Consider the following 20,794-nt stretch of genomic DNA (forward strand, 5'->3'; position numbering starts at 1 on the left):
CCACACTAGAGAAGTTTGATCCTGTTTTTGCTTCTATTTTTGTTTCCCCGCTAAAAACTATGGGTTTATAAAATAGATTCGTTGCCTAACTGAATATAAACTGTGAAAATTCCGGAAGGGGCACTGGTAATATAAAAATAGTATAACAAGAAAAAGATCACCTTCTACACTGCATAGAGGATGATCCGTTCTATCTTCATTTTCGCTGATCTAAAAACATCCCGTCCGGGTTATAGGAGGCGTATGGATTGGCGTATTGGACGGACTTGCTTTTCTTTTGCTTCATTACAATGATGTCATTTTTAATTTCATGTAATTGTTCGGTTAAAATTGGTTCGATCGATTGGTTGATTTGAACAATCGCTGATCCTATTTTCTTATCTTTTTCGGAATACGTTTCAGGAAGCTGTTCCATAATGGACTGGCGCTGGTCCAGCAATTCGTTCAGTCTCGTAATATAGGCTTCCCGCTTCTCTTTTGGCAGGCCGCTTTTTACGTGTCCATACAGCTTTTGCGAAACTTCCAGCAAAATTTCAATAGGACCCATTACACCCTGCCGCCTTCACCATATTGCTGCCTCCGGTTGATTTGGATCACTTCTTTCCACGTATCACGAAATTCCGTTACGTATCCTTCGACTTCTTCTAAAATCTCAATATCGCTTTTGACGTTCGCTTCAATTAAACGGCGATGGATATAGTCATACATTTGCATGAGCGACTTTGAGATTTCAATGTCCATGTCCAGCGTTACCATTAACTCTTGAATAATCTTCTGGGCTTTAAGGCAATTTGTATTTTTTTCTTCGATATGATTTGCCTTTATGGCCGCTTTGGCCAGGCCGATAAATTTTAAACATCCGTTATATAACATTAACGTCAACTCACCTGGTGATGCCGTTTGGACGCTGTTCGTTTGATATTGTTGATACGGATTCGGTAGAGACAATTCGATCCACTCCCTCTAGTTGCTTCCTTTAAATTGATACTTATTGCCCGCCGCCAAATTGCTGCATCAAGTAGGCGCTTTGCTGGTTGGCCCGCTGAATCGCGGTCTCCATTGCTGTAAACTGGCGGTAGTAGCGGTCTTCAGTATCTTTTAGGCGCTCTTGCAAGTCAGAAATACGTTTATCGACATCAATTAAATTTTTGCCGATCGTGAACTGTTGGTTCGTTGAATAGCTTTTCCCGGCTTTCAGTTCGACTTTGGCCATCGTCGCGTCGATCGAGTCGCGCATCCGGTAAGCAATTCCTTTATCTTCATAGGTTGTTCCTCTATTGGCGAAAACTTTCATAACGCTTTCAGGATCCTTGGCAATCGCATCACGGAGCTTCGTTTCATCGATTTCAAGCTTTCCGTTCGCCAAATAATCGCTCGTCGTCTTAATCCCAATTTGGGCAAGCTGGTTCATCTCTTTGTTGCCTGTGTTGACCGATGAATAAATATCGCGGCGCAGTTGGGCCAGTCCGCTTGATAAAATCGAATCGCCGCTCAACATCCCGCTTTTTGCTTTCTCATCCCATAGCTCCGCTTCTTTATCGGACATTTCCTTACGCTGCTCAGACGTCAGCGGCGGATAGTCGCGATACCGTTTTTCGGAAATCTTGTCATTGACCTTGCCGATCACTTCATTATATTTATCCACAAAGCTTTTAATCGTGTTAAAAATGGAATCGGTATCCGTCGTCGTCGTGATTGTCGCCGTGCTATTCGCCTGTTTTAACGTATAAGTAATGTTGGAAATCGTAAACGTATTGGTTGTTCGCTCAGTCGCCAAACCGTTGATCGTAAACGCAGCGTTTTTTCCTGTATTGGCAATGGCCGTCGATGTAAAGCCCAATGTTTTTGTAAAAAAGTTGCCCCCGGTTTCACTGACCAGTTCAATTTCCGCCCCGTTTTTATTGTCGCCCGTCTGTTTTGTCGAGATGGAAACTTTATCCGTTTGTGAGTCATAAAAGGCCGTAACCCCGAGACCAGAGTCATTGATTTTTTTAAAAATGTCATTAAGGGAATCTTTAGACGGATCAATATCAAATTTTAAATTTTTAAATGTGCCGTCGGGTTGAAAGACTTTCAACTCAAACGAAGTTCCAAAGCTGTTATCTCTAAATGTCCCTGCCTGGTCTAAAGGTTTTGTCGGGTCAATTTTTGCATTCGGATCGGCTGAGAGCGTTCCGGATATTCCTGTTGAGATCTCTGCAAGTTGGCTTACCGAAATTTGCGCGGACGTGTTGCCGGAAAGACCGCTTGCTGTAGCGGTAACGGCTGCTTCATTCGTGCTCGTCACCTTTTTGGTAAGGAAATTCCCCTGTCGGCCAACGCCTGTAAAAAGGAGGTCATCCAGCTCCTTTAATGTTTTATTCATATCACGGTAGCCATCCCGCTGCCATTCGAGAATTTGTTTCTTTTGCGTTAATTTATCAAGCGGCTGGCGTTCGGCCTTCATTAAGTCAGAGACCATTTTATCAATGTCCATTCCACTCGCCAAACCGCTAATTCTCATGTTGTTGCTCATTTTCGTTCACCGCCTGACTAAATTTTTTTATCCACCAATAAACCCATAAAATCAAGCATCGCTGCATACATATCAAGGAACTTTTTCGGTGGGATTTCTTTAATCACTTCCTGTGTCCGGTCATCCACGATTTGAACGTAATAGTCGTTTAGCTTCTCATGCAGGACAAATTTAGCAGATGTATGCGACGGCGTTAAAAATTGATTCACACCGCTAATCATTTTTTCGATGTCTTCTTTACCAGGATGTACCGACAGTCGTTCTTGCTGTTCTGAGGCTTCTGGCTGTTCCGTCAGTAAATTCCTTTCATTTGTCAATTGAAATGAAATGGGTGGGGTTACACGATTCACTTCCACCACGACTGCCTCCTTGCATAAAAATAGAACTACTAGTTATATCGGTTAAAATGGCGGAAAATTAAATGAGCGGAAAGTCCTAATTTAAATAAGAAAAAAAAACAATGCCCTTCCGTTAAATATGTGAAAAGGCATTGTCTTATCGTTTTACGTATAGATATTCAGCAATAATCCCTTCAATTCCCCGATTACATCTAAAATATCGAGGCTGCTTTTTTGGCCTTCAACGACCGCATTTGTTAAATTTGTAATCTTTTGATCGACTTCCTGAACGATTTGATAAACTTTTGTCTGGCCCCGGCGGTTATATCCGCGGCGCTCTTCTAAGCTGAGCCCGTGTTTTACGGCATCTTCCAAAAACTCTTTGACGAGCTGTTTATATTTCCTTAGTTCCTCGACGGTCCGTTTTTCAGCTAAAACTTTTCCCTGATCTTCGATTTTCGTCATGAGCTGATTGAGCTTTTCAATCGTTTGTTGCTCTCTTCCCTTTGCCATCACTTCCGCAAAAGAAACCTTTTCCGCTGTCTGGCTGGGTTTAGGTTGAAGTGGATTAAACCCGGGACGCCAAATTTTCTGTACATCCATGCCTATTTCACGCCTTTATCATTATTTCATTTCAAGCTTAATACTCTTTTTCCAATTGTTCAATCATTAGCAGGATCTCGGCAATGACCGCATACAATTGAGGGGGAATGCTCTCCCCTAAATCGATCTCGAGCAAATTCCCAATCAACGACTCATCCTTCTGAATAGGGATATTATGTTTCTGGGCAAGCTTAATAATTTCTTCGGCAAGCTTTCCTCTTCCTTGAGCCGTTACTTTCGGCGCTCTTCCTGATGACTCATCATATTGAATAACAGCTGCAGAAGGGCCGTTCATTTTTTTCCGATTGACCGCGTTAAAATATTGACTTCTCATACCGTAATGTTCAATCCTTTGTCCGTGCTGTAATCCTCTTGTCCGTGTGTCGCCTGAGCAGATGGGGATTCTTTCTTTTCGTTCAGCGGAGAAAATTGGATACTCGAAACATGGTAACCGATCTCTTTTAATCTTATAGATGCTTCTTTAGCAAGCGGCTCCAGCTTTTCTTTAGCATCCTCTTTGTCATTTTTAATGGTTATAGAAAGCTTCCGATTGACGACAGAAATCGTAATTCCGACTTCCCCTAATTTTTTCGTTTCCAGTAAAAAATATAAGCTGCAATTCTCCCAATCTACCTTTTCCCCACTATTTCGCGAATTCAATACGATCTTTACATTTTTCACTTCATCGTTCATGACAAATGGCAATTGAAAAAGCAAATTGGATATGCCGCTGGATTCCGTTTTAGCAAGCAATTGCTGGCCGGCAAGATGGGTTAACGCCGTTTCAGCCAATTGGCCTGCTTTTGAATGAACCTGTTCGTTCGCCAGCTTAATAAGCGACGATTTTATATTTTCCGGTAGTTCCGTCGCAGATTCCTTGTTTGAAAGGAGATGTCTGGCCACATCGGATTCATGATTGAAGCCGAGCTGGCGTACTTTTTCAAACATGTGCCTTGGTGATGCTTCTGCCGCATCGTCTATGACTGGCAAAAAGGAAGAAGGGGAAGGAGCTTTAAAAAGCTCTTCGGCGACAAAGTGCTGCACTTTCGTGATGCCCGGCTGCCAATTGATTTTCTCTAACTCTGCCTGCACTTGTTTGACGATTTGCCCGCTAGACGACATGTCCCCTTTTTGCACGAATTGCTTCGCTTCCGCCAACCGGCTGCTTGCCTCCATTAACGCCTTTTCCGTCTCCATATCGGCAAACAACATCATGTCGCTTTTTAAAATGCTTTGATCAATCTTTTGAATGACCGTCTCAAGCAATTGTTTTGCCGGCACCGCTGCATTTTTCCCCTGTCCGAGGATTGGCTCCACATGGTTCAGGCTGCGGACAACCTCTCTTTGCATCTGTTTAAAATCCTGCGCTAAACGTGAAAGCCTGGCGGTCACGGTATGAATCACTATATCTTTTGATTGGAAAGGACCCAGTGCTGGTGCTTCTTTCGCATTTAGTGAAAGAGGAAAAACGTCATTATTATCACTTTTATGAATAGCCGTTACGTTCTCCATCTCCGTCGCAATTGTCCGGTTCCCGTTCAATGCATTTATAGATGAATGAAGACCTGGTTCTTCTTGAACAGAAAGAGGAACATCGCCAGGGCCACTTGAACGCGCAAGGCTATTTTCCAATTTTGCGAATTGTTTAATGGCTTCGTCCGTTATACGCATGACTTCCTGGTCAGGGGATTGAAGCTGCGATGGTTTCTCCTGTCCAATCGAAAGACGTTGAAGTTCTTTTTCCAACTGGACGAGCAGTTCCGAGAACGGCCTTCCATTCAATGCCGAATGAAGAGCTTCTAAATTTTTTGCGGTTAATGAAATATCTTTTTTGACTGCCATTTCAATCGTTTGCAATTTTGCCGATAATGGCGCTTTTTCTGTTTTTAAAAAAGTAGCAACAGCTTCTATCACTTCTCCCGTTACGGGAATTCCTTTTTGTTTCAAAATGGTTAACGCCGCTTCTAAACCGGGGAAATTCTCCATTCCGCGCGGTAATGCCCCTTGTTGCAGACGTGACGAAACGTTCGGGACGATGCTCGCTTCAATGGTTCCGTTCTTGATCGCTTGAATCTGCAACTTCATCGTGCCATTGTCTGGATGAAACGCGGAAGAGGTAAATTGAACATGAACATCATTTCCTTTAATGGTCACAATCGCTTCATGAGCCGATTTCCACTCCTTAATCGAAGCAGAATAAACATCCCCAACCTTGAGCGCTAAAGGCTCTTCGCCAGACAAAGCGTGGGCCGCAATCACAAATGGTTTTTGACTTACTTCCATTGACTTCACTCCGACCTGTTCTGCTTATAATAGTTATATCGGAAGAAAAGTGGGTTTGTTTATAAAAAATCGAGTTGACTTGATAATAGTTCTACTTTAAAATCCATTTAGGAACACTTGTTCTGAATGTATAAAAACAATGGAAGGTGAATAATTTGAACGATTCAATAAATTTGCCTGATTACAAATTAATTAAAAAAGTGCCAAATGAAGGGCTTGAAATGTTATGTGGAAAATTACTTGGTGATGGAAATATCCTTATTCAAGCGAAAAGAACTCCAAGATTCCGATTCTCTCACTCCGTTAAAGATAAAGAATGGTGCTTTTATTGTTACAAAGAACTCTCCGTTTATTTTCCTTTAAATTCTCCCCGGTATCGAAAAATAACTGACAAAAGAGTAAACGCTGGTTTTACAGAGATGTATTATGTTCAGTCAAAAACCTCTTTAGTTTTTAAGGAATTAAAAAAACTTTGGTATCCTGACAATAAAAAAGTTCTCCCTATAAAATTACTCTATCATGTCATGAGCCCTCTATGTCTTGCTTGGTGGTATCAGGATGATGGTAATTTAAAAATTGGAAATGGTATCCCCAATAAAATTACACTATCAACTGATTCTTTTTCATACGAAGAAAACCATTTCTTAATTCAATTACTTCAATCCAAGTTTGGACTATCTTTTTCATTAGATGGACAAAATCGACTTTTATTATATGACCGTCCACAAATATTTTACTTTTTAAGCATCGTAAGGCCTTACATTTTAATGAAAAGAAAGATGTGGATCCCACTACCTGCTAACAAGTTTTTTCCAAAATTTAAAAGAACAACAATTTATTTATCAAAACAAATTAGAATTAATAAACCTACATACGATATAAACCAACAATTAACGATTTTACCAAGATTAAATGAAATACTTGATAGTGATAAAACGTATCAGCTTTTCTACCAAAAGTACATCATACCATTAAAACAGAGTGTAACAAATTCATATCAAATCAGAATTAATCAAAAGTCTTTAATCGAATTAGACAAATGTCAGAAAAGAACAGGTTTGAAAATCAGTGAGATTGTAGAATTATGTTATCTTCTCAATAAATATAAACACAACTTTCTCAAAGTGAGAGTTGCAAATAACCCTTGATACACTTTATTTAAAATAGAATCTAGTGAAAATCTAGAGGGTTTTCAAATAATCTTAATATTAACGAAGAAATCAAAGAACTCTCTTGTGATCGTGGGTTGACTTGCTTTCCAACTGAGCTTTTCGGCTTTAAAATAGTCATAAAAACTGTTTCAAAATTGGAAGCCAACTTCTGAACTTTGCACACAGTGATTCTTCTGTAGAATACTCTACTCCTTCACTAGCTTTATGATAACAATGTTCACAAGTTTTGCAGAAAAATTTTTCATAATTTCGATTCCTCCTCCAAAGTAGAAAAAGGACTTCCCTACAAAGAGAGTGAAGCCCCGTTTTGGCTGGACATCATGTACATGGATGTTCAATATTATGATATATACTTATTTTTAGAGTTATTGCGGATTGCCCTTTATAACATTGCATCCTGTTTAGCTAGTGCCAAAATTTTTTCTTCATCGTCACCCAGACTAATTTTCCCTATCTTGAAATCTTTACTATTACTACAATCAACACACTTTAGTGTTGTTTCTGTTTCAAAACCACTATCAACCAGATTGCTTGCACACTTGCCACAAAAAATAATACTAAGACTCATGTCTTCATCCCCCTTATCAGTGTAAAAAGGGAATTCCAGTAAAATTAGAATTCCCAATTTGAGATAAATACTATTAACGAAGAAGTTGAAGAACTCCCTGTGGTTGTTGGTTGGCTTGCTTTGCCGCTGAGCCTTTCAGCTTCAGAATAGACTATATCTTCACCCATCTATTTGATTGGGGCCGGGCACTTCGAATGGCTTTTGCCACCCTACAAGATTCATAGTCATAGTTTTCACCTTAGACCGTGTTCTTTAGTCGTTGAACGTTCTCCAGGCTTTCGCCACAGGAGCTTCGCTGCTGATTATCCATCTATCATCCTCATTTTCAAACCGTCACGCCTGCCGTTTCCAGCTACGTTGTGGTTGAGAAAACTTTAGGACGTTCCAGCAATTCACCCGGTGATCCTCCTACCTGTTACCAGATAAGACGCCCTTCTTTCAGTTACCGCAGAAGTTGTAAAACTCCGTTCGGTACTTGATTCGATTGAGCTAACATTGCTTGTGCTGCTTGAGAGAGGATGTTGTTCTTCGTGAACTCCATCATTTCTTTCGCCATCGTGCGAACATTCACTTTCATGAATGACTAGACTATATCTTCACCCTCTTGTTAAAAGTAGGGGTCGGGCACTTCGGATCTATAAGGTCTCTCAACTCTTATGTCACCTACAGAGATCATCGCCATAGCATAAGCCTTAGGCGGGCTCTTAGTCGTTGAACCTTCTCCACTCTTTCGAGACAGGAGCTTGGCTGCTGATTACCCAATCTTTCTTCTTTTTCACCCGTCACGTTTGCCGTTTCCAACTACGTTGTGGGGTAGAAAGCTTTAGGGGTTTCCAGCAATTCACCCGATCATACTCACTAACCGTTACCAGTTAGGACGACTGTGCTTGTCGCTACCTATGCAGCTAAAGCATAATCAACGTCACGGATACGAGATTCCGCTGCTGTTAAGTTTTCAGATGATGTTCCTAAGTTGTTGATTGTGTGCTCTAGACGGTTTTGGAAAGCACCAAGTTTAGAACGCTCTGCAGATACCTGTTGAATTGCTTTGTCAAAAGTTGCAATAGCTTTATTTGCACCATCTTGAGTTTGGACATCGACATCTTTCACAAATCCAACGGTTGAATCTCCAAGGGTATTCGTGCTCATCTCATTAATATCGATTAACATATTTTGATCCTTGTTAGCACCAATCTGTAACGATGCACCACTTCCAGTTACTGTAATAGTTGCAGTAGAATTTGCTGCTCCTTTTACAACAAATTCAGCACCCTTATAATTTACGTTTTGCCCCATTCCAGTCACTTGTTGTGATACACCATCTTGATCAACAAATGTTGCCTTAGCATCTTTACCAGGAGTCACTATGCCACCGAATTTAGCAGCATCACTACCCCCTAAAGTGATTGTTGCATTTGATCCAAATTTATTCTGATCTAATTTAACATTATCCGAAGATAAGGTAGCAGTAACTCCTGTAGTATTACTATAACTATTAATTTTAGCAATAACATCCGCTCCCGTAGCAGCTGTCATACCAGAAAAATCAATTTTCGTTCCATTAATTGTTAAATCCATACCACTCACATCTACAGCACTAGCAAAGCTTTGAGAACCTGCTGCTGCACTAGCTTTTTTAGCCTGAACATTTACTGTTACACCATAATCCCCAGTTTTCAGACCTGTAACACTTGATACAGTTACGTTTGCAGAGTCACTTGAATTACCCACCGCACCTAAACTGCCATTTAATAGTTTTTGAGTATTAAACTCGGTAGTGTCAGAAATACGATTAATTTCGGACTTTAACTGCTCAACTTCTTTTTGAATTTCTTTACGATCATCTAGTGTATTAGTATCATTTGAAGATTGAACCGCCAATTCACGCATACGCTGAAGAATGCTGTGAGTTTCATTAAGTGCACCTTCTGCTGTTTGGATTAGAGAAATCAAATATGTTATCGCAGTGGCTTTTTATCCGCAGCTTCTTTATGTTTCCATAAAGTTCAGGTCATATCTTCATCCAATTATGGATGCTCCGCGCTCTTGGGTGGGTTATTGGTACGGTTCCTCACCACCTGACCGTCACACCTTCCTGACTACCCCATTACCGATTCATCAGGCTTGGCTCGGTATTGCCCACCATCCGCTTCATGCTGGTTTGGGGTTTCACCGAATTCACGGAGTTTTCAACTAAACATTACTGCTTAGTGCGGCATTTCAACTTTACCGTCTTGAGCGTTTTTAGACGCCATGTCTAATCCACGAATTTGTCCGCGCATTTTTTCAGAGATTGCTAGTCCTGCTGCATCATCCCCGGCACGGTTGATGCGAAGACCGGAAGAAAGCTTTTCCAAGTTTTTGGAAGCTGCTGCACCGTTAGCTGAAAGCTGACGGTATGTGTTCAATGAAGCAATGTTGTGATTAATTCTCATGTTCTTTTCCTCCTTGAATGGTTGTCCGCCCACGTCCTTGTGGTTGGAAAGATTTCAAACAAAAAAGACGATTGCGGCCGTCAACCATCTTTCTTGTTTGTACATTCTTTATATCGTCTTTTTTTCGTTATTCTTTACTATTATTTTAAAGTTTTTAGCTGGTTGATTAATGCTGCTGATGGATTGGCGGCTTTATTGTTTTCTTCCTGGATGGCCAGATAAATCTCTTTCCGGTGAATCTCGACATGTTTTGGGGCGTTGATGCCGAGCTTGACTTGTTCCCCTTCGACTCCAAGGATCGTAATTTCAATGTCGTCTCCGATTTGGATCGCTTCTTTTAGCTTTCGAGTTAGGACAAGCATCGTTACCCCTCCTGTCCGGCAGGGGCAGCCATCTTGATCGGGTGCCTGGTTGTATAGTTCGCGTCATTTAATACGACTTGCTTCCCTTTATTGTTTCTTTTATTCATAATGACAGGCGCTTGCAAGTTCGCCGTTGATTGATGCAAGGTCTCCCCTAATGTAATGATCACCTGGATAAACAGGTCTTCCTCGCTATGGATGTCAAGCTGTTCGATGACGCTGTCCGGCAACGTGAATTCGTAGTCTTTAAAAAAAGAAAACGGGTCTGCCATGACAAAAGCCAATTCTTTTGTCGTTACCGATTGGAGGATGGAAAATGGCGAATCTTCCAATGGCAGGACGATAAATTTTTTTTCGTCTTCAAATCCGGGAATGCCGTTTTCAAATGTTACGACGTCGTTTTCATTCATCTCTATTTCCTCTTGAAATTTTGTTTGCAGTTTCATCGTTTCACCACTTTACATTTTTTAGCCGGACACTTCAATCTTCAACGAAGGCCATTGTTTCATTTCCACGTGAACAGTGCCCGGCGTATAGTTATGCTTCGGTTGATGGACTTGTACGTTAATCACCGGTTTTTGATAGGTTTCCCATTCAATATCCAGTCTGCCCGGTTCGTAATTCGTTTTTACACTGAACGGTGAAGGAATAAAACCGATATTGAATTCATGCACTGGCTTTTCGCTATTTTCTTTCGCCTGTGCTTTAATCGGGTTGCCGCCGTTTTCAATTCGCATCAGCTCGTCGCCTTGCCGGGCTCGTCTGGCAATCCCCTCCAGCCAATCTCGATGGCCGTTCTGCGCAAATTCCTCAATCCGCCGGAAAATATGCTTTAAGTCCATATCTTCCCATGCCTTTGTTTGATCAATCGTTAACTTCCCCGGTGTCCGGTCAATCTTCAATTCCGCTTTCGGCTGTTCGATCGAAAGTTCGGCCGGCGGCTGTTCCATCTCTTGAATCGGTTTCGTAATTGTTAATTGTACTTGCGCTTTCGTTGATTCCATACGCAGTTGAGGTATATGCAAGCTACTTCCCTCCTCATACGGGAAAGAGCTATCACTGGAGGATAGCTCTTTCCTTTTATCGCAAGAAGTCAAGCAATGACGGTTGGATGACGCGGGAGCCGGCCCCGAGTGCAGCGCGGAGGACAGATTCCTGGGTGGTTAAGTCCATGATGACCTTTTCCATGTCGGCATCTTCATTGTCAGAGAGAATGCGGTTTGCGATGACAACCTGGCCGTCAATCCGATCTTCCATTAATTCAATGCGGTTCGTCCGTGCCCCGAGGTCAGCCCGTTCGCCCAGCACGGCATTGATCCGGTTATCGATATCTTTCAAATAGTCGCCAATCGGCTTCGATGGACTTGTGCTATTCAAATCATTGATCAAATTGTCGAGGTCTTTAAACAGCCCATCGGAAAAGACGTGGGTTGGATTAATATTGACCCCGATTTCAATTCCTTTTGACAGCTCAATTTTCACTTCATTTTGATTTGTAGAAGCCGTTATTTTGCCGGATGCATCAACTGTAACCGGAGGGTTGTTCGTATCGTTTCCGTTAAAAATGTATTTGCCCGCCACCTGTGTATTGGCGATGGAAATGAGCTGTTCCTTCAATTGACCGATTTCAGTGGCGATGGCGCTCTTTTGATTTTCTTCGTATGTTCCGTTGCTGCCTTGAACGGTCAACTCGCGAATCCGCTGAAGCGTGCTTGTCGCTTTATCGAGCGCATCGTCCGAACTTTCCAGCCAATTGTACGCCTCGGAAAAGTTGCGTTTGTATTGCTCAATTTCCGTCAGATTGGTCCGGTATGACATCCCTTTCATCGCCACGACCGGGTCCTGGGACGGCCGCGTAATTTTTTTATTCGTTGCCAGCTGGTCTTGATACGTTCCTAGCCGTTCATAGCTGTTGCTTAAATTGCGCAGCATATTCCCTGTTAACATGCTTTGTGTTACACGCATCGTTTTCCACCTACCTTCCGACGACGCCCATGCCGTTAATGATTTTATCCAGGATTTGATCGACCGTCGTGATCATTCTGGCCGATGCATTGTAGGCATGCTGGAATTGAATTAAGTTTGTCATTTCTTCATCAAGCGATACACCGCTGACAGATTGCCTCTTATGATCAACGGATTGGGCGAGCACTTCTGAATTTTTCACGAGGCGATTCGCTTTTTGCGCATCAACGGCCATTCTTCCGATCGCACTTTCGTAATAGCTCTGAATCGTCGTCGTATTTCCATCAATTGTAAGTGTATTATTTTTGACATCCGCCAATTTTTTGGCATTGCTCGCATCTCCAGAAAATACGTTGCCGGAAGCATCCGGCAGAGCTGCCGCAATATGATCAAGGTGATCTTTATCAATGACCACTTGAATGTCTTTTGCAGTTGTGCCCGAAAAAAAGTCGTTTCCTGTATTCGTGTTCGGGCTCGTTTTTGACAATCCGTATCCCTGGCGGTGAACGTCATTAAATTTTTCAATAAAGGCTTTTGCCATTGAATCAAGCTGTTTCAGCATGTCAGGATAATGCCCTTTTACCGCCGTGCCATCGGTATAGCCATACGATTCAATTAAACCTCTTAATTTCCCTTGAAACGTATCGTTGTCTGCTAGTTTTGTAAAGTCGATGTCAAGCTTCTGGCCGTTACAATCGATTTCCGCAATCGGGCCAGTCGGGTTTCCGTTGCTGTCACTCGGCTGAACCGAGAGGCGGTTCACTGTATTTCCCTGGACTAAATACGTTTTGTTTCCCTGGCTGTCCATAACAAAAATATTGTACGTGCCTTCCGCGATCGGCAAGGCGTTTCCGCCACTTGTATTTTTTTCCACTTTTACATTCAATAATGAAGATAGCTGGTCAACGAGGTTGTCCCGTTCATCATATAAATCGTTCGGCAAGTAGCCGTTCGGCTCGATCTCGCTAATTTGTCGGTTGATCGAGCTGATCTGGTCAAGGATGGAATTAATGTCCTTCACCGTCACCCCGATTTGGTCGCCGAGATCTTGCTGGATATTTGTTAAAGAGTTGCTAATGTAGCGAAAAGTATCGGCAACTGCCTCCCCACGTTCGCGGACGACCGAGCGTGCCCCGCTGTCCTGTGGGTTCGCCGAGAGATCTTGAAGACTCTGCCAGAATTGATTTAGCGTTTTCGAAAGCCCCTCATCACTTGGCTCGTTCATAATATCTTCCATTCGGGCAAGCGCATCGTTTTTTGCTTCCCAGTACCCTTGCTTATTCGCTTCTCCGCGGTATTGCTGATCCAGGAAATAATCACGGACGCGCTGGATTGAGCCGGCTTCAACTCCAGTGCCGACTTGTCCCGGAATGGCCGGACGATTCATGCCGACACCGGGATATGGGGACGTTGCCTGGAAATTGACGCGTTGCCGGGAAAATCCCGGCGTGTTGGCATTGGCAATATTATGTCCGGTCGTGGATAGTGCGGATTGTTGGCTCATCATGCCGCGTCTGGCCGTTTCCAACCCGCTAAATGTTGAAATCATCGTCGTTACCCCCTCATTTATTGCTTAAGCTTTTGAGTCAAAAAAAGATTGTCCGACTGCTGTCTCATAGCCTTTCTTTTGCGGCTTGCCGTATGTTACCGGTTCTGGCTCCGGCAAAAGCAAGTCGATGGATAGATGGACAAATTGAAGCGACTGCTCAATTAATTGCTGGTTCAGTTCATTTCTCTCTTTTAAAAGTAAATATTCCGCTTTTACTTTTTCTTGAAGTTGAGAGATTCGTTCTCTCTCGTCTTCTTGTAGCTCTTCCAATAGAAGGCTAATCGTTTTATTGCCAAAAACGGTTATACGTTCTTGTTCCAACTGACGGAGATTTTTGACAAGTGTCCCTTCTTCGGCCATCAACATTTCTAATCGCTTCATGTTCCCTTTTTTCAAACTATCAGTCTTTTGAACGGCTAGCTTATTTAGTTGTTGATGTAATGTGAGCAAACGATCAAGGATCGATTCAATCGGTAATGTCATGACTGTCATTTTAATTCACCCAAAACTTATAAAACTTCTGTGCCGTTTCATGAATGTCTGCCACATAAGTTCCGGATTGCACTTGCTCTTTAATCTGTTGAACCCGTTCTTTCCGTTTGGTTTCATAGAGATAGGAAGATTGGAGTTCTTTTGCTTCTTTCGAAATATGAAGCTTATCGGTTTGCATTGTTACATCCTCTTTCTGTTTCAAGGATTGATTCATTTGCTTTCTATACGGATTAAGATTCACTGTATTATAATGGTTGATTTTCAAAACGATCACCTCTTTCGAACAACTTCCAGCGTTGCCCGGGCTTTTAAAACAAATAACCGATACTGCGGTTCTCATACATAGTATCGGTTTTGTTTCTGCTATCTTTAGTTGCTGAATGAAAAATAGGTCTATCGGCGCCTATCGATATGGTACGATTGTCCTAGTTGTTCTTCCCTTTTTCTCTCTTCTTCCGTTTTCATCCATTCAAGGCCTTTCGTGATCTCTTTTTTGCAGTTGAAACAAAGCCGTCCTTCCTGAATCGGTGAACCACATGTTTCACATTCGTAAAAAAGATTTGGAAATCCGACAACGCGAATCCGGCCCTGGCGAATAAATTTCGTAATTTTATCTTCCGGGACTTCCGTTGCTTGATGGACCTGGTAAAGTGTGGCCTTGCGATTTTCGCTTTTTCTTATAAAACGGTACACTTTGTCAAACATTTCTTCTTCTTTTTTAAAACAATCATCGCAAACATCTCTTAATACCTGGACAAATAAGTTCCCGCATTCCGGACAGTTTTTCAATTCTCCCATTTTTGAAAGACGCTCCTTTAGTGCCTTTTTCTATATAAAAATGAATAGTTTTGATCCAATGAGCCAACGGGTGTGTGGCTAACCACTGTTGGCTCTCCCCCCTTTTTTGAAATGGAAAGAAGATATACATTGGTCAAATGCCAATCATATATCTCACTTTTCATTTCATAAGAAAAACTGGATTGCCGCCAATTTCCAAGCGTGCGCCTTTGTTTTTCTTATACTTTCACCCATTTGAAAAACGTTAAAGGTTATTAATGTGGAACAATACTTTGTTCCGCCACACTTACTTTAATTATCGGAAACTTTCAAAAAAAGTTTAGCGCGCCAGTGTGATCGAACATATCGTTGTTGCGCCTGCTTCTTTTAATGCGAGGGCAGCCTGACGCAAGGTGGAGCCCGTTGTATATACGTCATCGATTAATAAAATGTTTTTCGAATGTACGGATTGTTGTTCGACCATACGAAAGATCGGGTGTTTAATGGCGATCCGTTCGGCACGGGATTTCTTGCTTTGTTTTTCTTCATGAATGGTTCGTACAAGAGCGTTCATTACTGGAACATCTAAAAGTCTTGCCAGAAGTTCCGCCTGATTAAAACCGCGTTCATAATGGCGTTTTTCACTTAAAGGAATAGGGACGACAGTGTAGTCCTTGAAATGTTTTTTGAAAAGTTTTTTTAAGGGGAGTTGGAAAGCTTCGATCAATTTTGCATCGCCTCTATATTTAATCCGGGCAATCATTTCTTTTAAATGATCATTATAAATATAAAGGGAGCGGTTTTTCGTAAGCAGTCCTTGCCAATTCTTTTCTTTTTCCCAACGTACACAATCGTAACAAAGTTGGTCCTGTCGATATTTCTCAGGAAATAACGACAAAGGTCGTCCACAACAGTGACATATTTCTCCATGAATTTCTTGTAATGAACCCCGGCAAATTGAACAAAGTGTCGTCTCTTCGTTTAAGCCGAGGAAAAATCTCCAGCTTACTTCGTCAATATACAATTGATCACAATACAAACAATGTTTCACAAAAACCCTTCCTTATTCATCGATTCAATATGCCGGATCGCCTGAATCATCGCATTCGTTTTCCCGTAATGATAGAAAATAACTTCACCGTTCGGGTCATCTTTGCTTCTTCCGGCACGGCCTGATATTTGCACGAGGGCACTTTCGGTAAACACGTCATCTTCAGCGCCTAAAACGGCGATATCGGTAAACGGAACCGTCACCCCTCGTTCAAGAATCGTTGTTGTTACAATGATCGGAATGACTCCTTTTCGGAAACGTTCAACTTTCTCTTTTCGCTCCGGATCTTCCGCATGTACCCCTTCAATCTGCGGATCGAACGTTTGTAAATGTTCCGTGATGGTTTGCAAAATTGGAATCGTTGGGACAAATAGAAACCCTTGCCGCCTTTTTTCTAATTGTTGTTTCACCCAACTTTCTACTGGCTCTGGCAATTTTTTATGATTTAATTTCCGTTGCCAATTGCCGCACCATTTCATTTTCGGGACTGGCAATGGAAAACCGTGATATCGGCGCGGAATTTTAATAAAGTCCAGTTCGCCTTTTTGCATCCGTTTTTTCATCTGAGTAGAAGGTGTTGCCGTTAAATAAGCAAGTGTCGCCTCTTCTTTTTTCGCTTTTTGAACAGCAAACTGAAGCGATTTGTCAAAGGAGAAAGGAAACGCATCGACTTCATCTACGACGACAAAATCAAACGCCTGTTCATAGCGGAGCAGCTGGTGTGTTGTTGAAATGACAAGCTGTCCAAATTCCTTTCGTTCTTCGCTTCCGCCATATAACCCGATCACGTTCGTTTGCGGGAATACGGCCTTTAGCCTTGGCAACAATTCCAAAACGACGTCCGTTCTCGGTGTGGCGATACAAACCCTCTGCCCCATACAGAGGCTTTTTTCAACAGCTTCAAATAGCACTTCCGTTTTACCCGCGCCACATACTGCCCAGATTAAAAACTCGCCTCTTTTCCCAATTCTGTCTGCAAGTTGCCGTGAAGCTTCCCTTTGCGCACTGGACAATTCCCCGTTCCAATTGAGCAGGCTTTTCTTTTGTCCACCTGGGTAAGATGGGCCAATCCATCTGACAAGCGGGGTGCATTGGCTGATCCGCCCCATCATGATGCATTTCCGGCAATAGACACATTGTTCTTCCTTGCAGCGAAAACAGGCAAAAGAAGCAAACAAATGCTTTTCGCAATTCCCGCACCGTCTGCATGAATACCGTCCATTGTTTTCAATAATGCCTTTTTCATATGTTACACAGCCGTTTAGGAAATGTGTGTGAATGTCTTCGAGTGAAAAGGGAATTTCATCAAACAGGAGGAGTTTTCCAAAGAGGTGTTGTTGTAAGTCCGGGTTCGGTTTAAAGCTTTCATTATAAGGTTCGGGTTGAAATGGAGGAAGCAAATGAAAGGAAACCGGTGGGCTTTTTGCTTTTTCAATAGAAACAAGGCCTTCGGGGGCAACCATCACTTTGCCTTTATCCAAATAGGAAACAAATCTCAAGATTCATCACTCCAATGAAAGTTTAATAAACGTTAGAATCATCCGATTGATTGCTATAATGGTTTCATTGAAGATTAATAATGTGAGGTTAAATGCCGTGGTTGTTTAAGCACCCGGACAAACGACAGATAGCATTTGCCCGGGCTTTATTAGTGGTGTTTATACCAGCAAATTCCGATCGTTCCTTCGCCAACGTGTGTGGCGATGACCGGGCCGAAATAATCGATGGACAGCTGTGCCTTCGGGTATTTTTCTTGAATGCCCTCAGCGATTTCGCGTGCCTCGTTTTCCCGTTCCGCCTGAACGATGCTGATTGTAAACTCGTCTTCGGGCGTAACGGTGCTGCCGACAATGTCCAAAATTCGCTTGATCGCTTTTTTCTTCGTCCGGATTTTTTCGAATGGGACGATTTTTTTATCTTTAAATACGAGAACCGGCTTAATTTGCAACAAGTTCCCTACGAGTAGTTGAGCCGCGTTTAACCGTCCGCCGCGATGAAGATGGTTTAAATCTTCTACAACAAAGTAGCCGTACACTCCCCGTTCTTTCATTGCCTGAAGTTCGTCCATTATCGCTTCGGCAGTCGCTCCGTTCTTCGCCATCTCTGCTGCTTTTAATACGTAAAATCCTTGCGGGGCGCAGCTGATTTCCGAATCAAACACATGCAGTTTAATCGTATCGACCATATTGGCTGCACTGACAGCGCTTTGATACGTTCCGCTTATGCCGCTCGATAGTGTAATCATGACCGCTTCATCATAGTCTTTCGCTAGTTCCTCAAGCAATTGAACGAGTTCCCCAATTGGCGGCTGTGAAGATTTTGGCAGCGCTCCTTCTTTTCCAATCTTTTTATAAAATTCATCTTTCGTTAACTCGACTTCTTCTTTATATGTTTCTTCACCAATCGTAACGGTCAGCGGAACCATAAAAATATTTAGTTGTTTGCGAATGGATTCCGGAATATAGGAAGTACTGTCTGTTATAATCGCTGTTTTGGTCATTTTCAATTCCTTTCCTTTTAAAGGATGTTCAAAAAGTCCGGAGGTTCACAGGACGTGATGTCTTTAGTCGAACTTTATAAACGTTCGATTTTCTGCGTCAGCTAGCTCCTATTTGTCTTCCTTTTTGAACACTTTCTTTTAATCATCCATAGTTTACACGAAATCGGCTTTTCTTACATCATGATTCTACTTAATATTGTCATTTCCCTGCAAATTTGGGTTTCATTTATAAAATTTCGACAAAAAGCAGGAGTATGTGACGGGAAAGGCGAAATAGTTAAAAAGTCCTAGTTTTTATAAATGATTAGTAATCAATGCGGAGGTTTTTTCAATGATGGAACATAATCAGTTCATTGTAGCATTGTCCATCTTTATCTCGTATATTTATTCTTGTGTTGCGCTCGATTTTGCATCAAGAAGTAAAGAGAAACAAGAGTGCCGCAAGAAATGGAAAATAAATGCGGCCCTTACAATGGCCATTGGGCTCTTGTCGTTTCAATTCATTTCTATTGTAGCATTCGAGCAATCCATGCAGCGGGCGGGTTACATTTTTCCAATGCTGATGCTTTCTATACTTTTGGTTACAGCTTGCAGCTATGTAGCGTTTACCTTCTTTGCATCCTCTCTATCTTCTCCTATTTATCTTCTACTAGCAGCCTGCTTTATAACCATAAGTAACCTGGCCATTCATTCCATGGATATGTCAATCTTCAGCCCGAATCCTATACGACATCATCCAATTGATTTCTTCGCTTCGATCATCATTGGCTTCTTCTTTTTATGGGTCGCTTTAAAGCAACAGTCCTTAAACCGTGAGCGTTCTATTGCAAAGCTTGGCACGAATGGGTTATTTTTTACAATCGGCATTGTTTGCATGCATTATGTAGGAGAAATTTCACTTTCTATAGATGAGATGCAGCCTTATTTGACAGTGCTTGATCCGGCCGTCGAAAATATTTCCCTGCTTTTAACGTTAGTTGTAACGATTGCGTCGTTGTTTGTCGTATTGTTATTTACGCTTGGATACATTAGTGATAAACAGCTTCGAATGAAAAGCCTGAATTTACAAGAGAGCGAAAATCGATATCAATCGTTTATTGATTTAAACCCAGACGGTGTATTTATCCTTGACCGGAAGAGAAGAATTGTAAAATGCAATCGTGCCTTTGAACAATTGTGCAGCCGGCCTTTTGAACAATTTAAAAATACTGATTATACCTTGTTTATTAAAGATCCCGAGAATCGTTCAAAAACGAAAGAAGCATTTAAAAAAGTATTGAATGGAGAAACAAGCAAACAGACCGTTACGGTAACGAATTTTGCCGGGGAATTGATCGATCTGGAAGCGACAAGTGTGCCTCATGTCGTAAATGGAGAAACCATAGGCGTGATCGGAATCGTAAAAGATATTACCGATATTAAAAAGGCGGAAGAACTTGTTCGCCAATCGGAAAAACTTGCGGTAGTCGGTGAATTGGCGGCGGGCGTTGCACACGAAATTCGTAACCCGCTTACTACGTTAAAAGGTTTTACACAAATGTTTTTTGCCAGAAGTTCCGAACCGGAAAATGAGAAGTTTTTAAAAATTATGCTCGATGAGATTGAGCGCATTAATTTTATTGTCAGTGAATTTATGGTGCTTGCAAAACCACATATGACCATTATGCAGCCAAAAGATATTATCTCTATTCTTAAGAGTGTAAAGGCGATCCTGGATACACAGGCGGTTTTAAAAAACATTGAAATCGATTTCCGCTGTCCAAATGAAACTATTTCCGTTGTTTGTGAAGAAAATCAAGTCAAGCAAGTTTTCATGAATGTGATTAAAAATGCCATTGAAGCGATGAAAGATGGAGGCACGATTCAATTAATTGTGGATCAAGAAAAAGATAGAAACGTAACGATTCATGTGATCGATGAAGGAGTAGGCATTCCAAAAGAAAACATTTCACAGCTCGGTCAGCCTTTTTTTACGACCAAACCTGAAGGAACGCTACAAAATCATTGAAAATCATAATGGCAAAATAAAAATTGCCAGTGAAGAAAATAAAGGAACTGCCGTTACAATCACATTGCCTGTCGCTATGTCCACGCGACAGGAAAATCACGGCATTGTCCGGGATGCCAAACGAAGAAACGCTACGATTATCCAATATAAAAAACGTTCAAGTTTCTGATGCTACA

23 protein-coding genes and 1 pseudogene are annotated in these 20,794 nt (G+C 41.8%); 2 read left to right on the plus strand and 22 right to left on the minus strand.

Annotated features, from left to right (window positions below; all coding sequences use genetic code 11):
* Positions 1 to 196: 196 nt before the first annotated feature.
* The 7 genes from WD019_RS13625 to WD019_RS13655 all read right to left on the minus strand — a co-directional run bounded on the left by WD019_RS13625 (position 197) and on the right by WD019_RS13655 (position 5,739).
* Positions 197 to 547 carry a hypothetical protein gene (locus tag WD019_RS13625; RefSeq protein ID WP_425711838.1) on the minus strand — a complete coding sequence of 117 codons (351 nt, stop codon included), beginning with the start codon at positions 545 to 547 and terminating at the stop codon, positions 197 to 199.
* Positions 547 to 948, minus strand: a complete 402-nt coding sequence (fliS, locus tag WD019_RS13630; RefSeq protein ID WP_425711839.1) for a flagellar export chaperone FliS — start codon at positions 946 to 948, stop codon at positions 547 to 549. The genes WD019_RS13625 and fliS overlap by 1 nt, the downstream gene beginning before the upstream one ends.
* Positions 949 to 988: 40 nt before the next feature.
* Positions 989 to 2,515 carry a flagellar hook-associated protein 2 gene (locus WD019_RS13635; protein ID WP_425711840.1) on the minus strand — a complete coding sequence of 509 codons (1,527 nt, stop codon included), beginning with the start codon at positions 2,513 to 2,515 and terminating at the stop codon, positions 989 to 991.
* Between the two features lie 17 nt (positions 2,516 to 2,532).
* Complete coding sequence (gene flaG / locus WD019_RS13640) at positions 2,533 to 2,871, minus strand: flagellar protein FlaG (RefSeq protein ID WP_425711841.1); 339 nt, start codon at positions 2,869 to 2,871, stop codon at positions 2,533 to 2,535.
* Positions 2,872 to 3,018: 147 nt separating this feature from the next.
* Positions 3,019 to 3,456, minus strand: a complete 438-nt coding sequence (locus WD019_RS13645; protein WP_425711842.1) for a YaaR family protein — start codon at positions 3,454 to 3,456, stop codon at positions 3,019 to 3,021.
* A gap of 37 nt (positions 3,457 to 3,493) precedes the next feature.
* Complete coding sequence (locus tag WD019_RS13650; protein ID WP_425711843.1) at positions 3,494 to 3,790, minus strand: EscU/YscU/HrcU family type III secretion system export apparatus switch protein; 297 nt, start codon at positions 3,788 to 3,790, stop codon at positions 3,494 to 3,496.
* The gene (locus tag WD019_RS13655) at positions 3,787 to 5,739 is read right to left on the minus strand and encodes a hypothetical protein (protein ID WP_425711844.1); all 1,953 of its coding nucleotides are present in this window, start codon (positions 5,737 to 5,739) and stop codon (positions 3,787 to 3,789) included. Before WD019_RS13655 ends, WD019_RS13650 begins: the two co-directional genes overlap by 4 nt.
* A 155-nt stretch (positions 5,740 to 5,894) precedes the next feature.
* Between WD019_RS13655 and WD019_RS13660 the strand changes: the two genes are divergently transcribed.
* Positions 5,895 to 6,887 (plus strand): endonuclease, encoded by a 993-nt coding sequence (locus tag WD019_RS13660; RefSeq protein ID WP_425711845.1) that lies wholly within the window; start codon positions 5,895 to 5,897, stop codon positions 6,885 to 6,887.
* A 406-nt stretch (positions 6,888 to 7,293) separates the two neighbouring features.
* Here the strand turns inward: WD019_RS13660 and WD019_RS13665 are convergent, their stop codons facing one another.
* The 15 genes and pseudogenes from WD019_RS13665 to WD019_RS13735 all read right to left on the minus strand — a co-directional run bounded on the left by WD019_RS13665 (position 7,294) and on the right by WD019_RS13735 (position 18,610).
* A complete protein-coding gene (locus tag WD019_RS13665; RefSeq protein ID WP_425711846.1) occupies positions 7,294 to 7,479 on the minus strand; it encodes a hypothetical protein in 186 nt (61 codons plus the stop codon).
* 442 nt (positions 7,480 to 7,921) lie between these two features.
* A complete protein-coding gene (locus tag WD019_RS13670) occupies positions 7,922 to 8,056 on the minus strand; it encodes a flagellin (RefSeq protein WP_425711847.1) in 135 nt (44 codons plus the stop codon).
* Between the two features lie 320 nt (positions 8,057 to 8,376).
* Positions 8,377 to 9,369, minus strand: a complete 993-nt coding sequence (locus tag WD019_RS13675; protein ID WP_425711848.1) for a flagellin — start codon at positions 9,367 to 9,369, stop codon at positions 8,377 to 8,379.
* A 338-nt stretch (positions 9,370 to 9,707) separates the two neighbouring features.
* A pseudogene (locus tag WD019_RS13680) lies at positions 9,708 to 9,914 on the minus strand (flagellin); the annotation flags it as partial.
* Positions 9,915 to 10,054: 140 nt separating this feature from the next.
* On the minus strand, positions 10,055 to 10,276 hold the full coding sequence (gene csrA, locus WD019_RS13685; RefSeq protein WP_425711849.1) for a carbon storage regulator CsrA: 222 nt from the start codon (positions 10,274 to 10,276) through the stop codon (positions 10,055 to 10,057).
* A gap of 2 nt (positions 10,277 to 10,278) precedes the next feature.
* Entirely contained in the window at positions 10,279 to 10,722 is a 444-nt protein-coding gene (fliW, locus tag WD019_RS13690; RefSeq protein WP_425711850.1) for a flagellar assembly protein FliW, read from the minus strand.
* Between the two features lie 21 nt (positions 10,723 to 10,743).
* A complete protein-coding gene (locus tag WD019_RS13695) occupies positions 10,744 to 11,301 on the minus strand; it encodes a DUF6470 family protein (protein WP_026679185.1) in 558 nt (185 codons plus the stop codon).
* A gap of 55 nt (positions 11,302 to 11,356) precedes the next feature.
* Positions 11,357 to 12,241, minus strand: a complete 885-nt coding sequence (gene flgL, locus WD019_RS13700; RefSeq protein ID WP_425711851.1) for a flagellar hook-associated protein FlgL — start codon at positions 12,239 to 12,241, stop codon at positions 11,357 to 11,359.
* Positions 12,242 to 12,251: 10 nt separating this feature from the next.
* Entirely contained in the window at positions 12,252 to 13,790 is a 1,539-nt protein-coding gene (gene flgK, locus WD019_RS13705) for a flagellar hook-associated protein FlgK (RefSeq protein ID WP_425711852.1), read from the minus strand.
* 24 nt (positions 13,791 to 13,814) lie between these two features.
* A complete protein-coding gene (locus tag WD019_RS13710) occupies positions 13,815 to 14,282 on the minus strand; it encodes a flagellar protein FlgN (protein WP_425711853.1) in 468 nt (155 codons plus the stop codon).
* A gap of 1 nt (position 14,283) precedes the next feature.
* Entirely contained in the window at positions 14,284 to 14,547 is a 264-nt protein-coding gene (locus WD019_RS13715) for a flagellar biosynthesis anti-sigma factor FlgM (protein ID WP_026679189.1), read from the minus strand.
* A 128-nt stretch (positions 14,548 to 14,675) separates the two neighbouring features.
* Positions 14,676 to 15,080: a TIGR03826 family flagellar region protein gene (locus tag WD019_RS13720; protein ID WP_425711854.1), complete on the minus strand. Its 405-nt coding sequence runs from the start codon at positions 15,078 to 15,080 to the stop codon at positions 14,676 to 14,678.
* A 319-nt stretch (positions 15,081 to 15,399) separates the two neighbouring features.
* A complete protein-coding gene (locus WD019_RS13725) occupies positions 15,400 to 16,110 on the minus strand; it encodes a ComF family protein (protein ID WP_425711855.1) in 711 nt (236 codons plus the stop codon).
* Complete coding sequence (locus WD019_RS13730) at positions 16,107 to 17,609, minus strand: DEAD/DEAH box helicase (RefSeq protein ID WP_425711856.1); 1,503 nt, start codon at positions 17,607 to 17,609, stop codon at positions 16,107 to 16,109. Before WD019_RS13730 ends, WD019_RS13725 begins: the two co-directional genes overlap by 4 nt.
* 149 nt (positions 17,610 to 17,758) lie before the next feature.
* Positions 17,759 to 18,610 (minus strand): DegV family protein, encoded by an 852-nt coding sequence (locus WD019_RS13735; RefSeq protein WP_425711857.1) that lies wholly within the window; start codon positions 18,608 to 18,610, stop codon positions 17,759 to 17,761.
* Positions 18,611 to 18,941: 331 nt separating this feature from the next.
* On the opposite strand from WD019_RS13735, the gene WD019_RS13740 reads away from it, so the two are divergent.
* Positions 18,942 to 20,618 carry a PAS domain S-box protein gene (locus tag WD019_RS13740; RefSeq protein ID WP_425711858.1) on the plus strand — a complete coding sequence of 559 codons (1,677 nt, stop codon included), beginning with the start codon at positions 18,942 to 18,944 and terminating at the stop codon, positions 20,616 to 20,618.
* Positions 20,619 to 20,794: the final 176 nt, after the last annotated feature.

The sequence above is a fragment of the Fictibacillus sp. Mic-4 genome (genome assembly GCF_049843615.1).
Lineage (GTDB): Bacteria > Bacillota > Bacilli > Bacillales > Fictibacillaceae > Fictibacillus_A > Fictibacillus_A gelatini.

Coding starts and splice junctions, on each gene's coding strand:
- WD019_RS13625 (WP_425711838.1), bottom strand. CDS start 547: ATGGGTCCTATTGAAATTTTGCTGGAAGTTTCGCAAAAGCTGTATGGA.
- WD019_RS13635 (WP_425711840.1), bottom strand. CDS start 2,515: ATGAGCAACAACATGAGAATTAGCGGTTTGGCGAGTGGAATGGACATT.
- WD019_RS13645 (WP_425711842.1), bottom strand. CDS start 3,456: ATGGATGTACAGAAAATTTGGCGTCCCGGGTTTAATCCACTTCAACCT.
- WD019_RS13650 (WP_425711843.1), bottom strand. CDS start 3,790: ATGAGAAGTCAATATTTTAACGCGGTCAATCGGAAAAAAATGAACGGC.
- WD019_RS13655 (WP_425711844.1), bottom strand. CDS start 5,739: ATGGAAGTAAGTCAAAAACCATTTGTGATTGCGGCCCACGCTTTGTCT.
- WD019_RS13665 (WP_425711846.1), bottom strand. CDS start 7,479: ATGAGTCTTAGTATTATTTTTTGTGGCAAGTGTGCAAGCAATCTGGTT.
- WD019_RS13670 (WP_425711847.1), bottom strand. CDS start 8,056: ATGAAAGTGAATGTTCGCACGATGGCGAAAGAAATGATGGAGTTCACG.
- WD019_RS13675 (WP_425711848.1), bottom strand. CDS start 9,369: ATGCGTGAATTGGCGGTTCAATCTTCAAATGATACTAATACACTAGAT.
- csrA (WP_425711849.1), bottom strand. CDS start 10,276: ATGCTTGTCCTAACTCGAAAGCTAAAAGAAGCGATCCAAATCGGAGAC.
- fliW (WP_425711850.1), bottom strand. CDS start 10,722: ATGAAACTGCAAACAAAATTTCAAGAGGAAATAGAGATGAATGAAAAC.
- flgL (WP_425711851.1), bottom strand. CDS start 12,241: ATGCGTGTAACACAAAGCATGTTAACAGGGAATATGCTGCGCAATTTA.
- flgK (WP_425711852.1), bottom strand. CDS start 13,790: ATGATTTCAACATTTAGCGGGTTGGAAACGGCCAGACGCGGCATGATG.
- WD019_RS13710 (WP_425711853.1), bottom strand. CDS start 14,282: ATGACAGTCATGACATTACCGATTGAATCGATCCTTGATCGTTTGCTC.
- WD019_RS13720 (WP_425711854.1), bottom strand. CDS start 15,080: ATGGGAGAATTGAAAAACTGTCCGGAATGCGGGAACTTATTTGTCCAG.
- WD019_RS13735 (WP_425711857.1), bottom strand. CDS start 18,610: ATGACCAAAACAGCGATTATAACAGACAGTACTTCCTATATTCCGGAA.
- WD019_RS13740 (WP_425711858.1), top strand. CDS start 18,942: ATGATGGAACATAATCAGTTCATTGTAGCATTGTCCATCTTTATCTCG.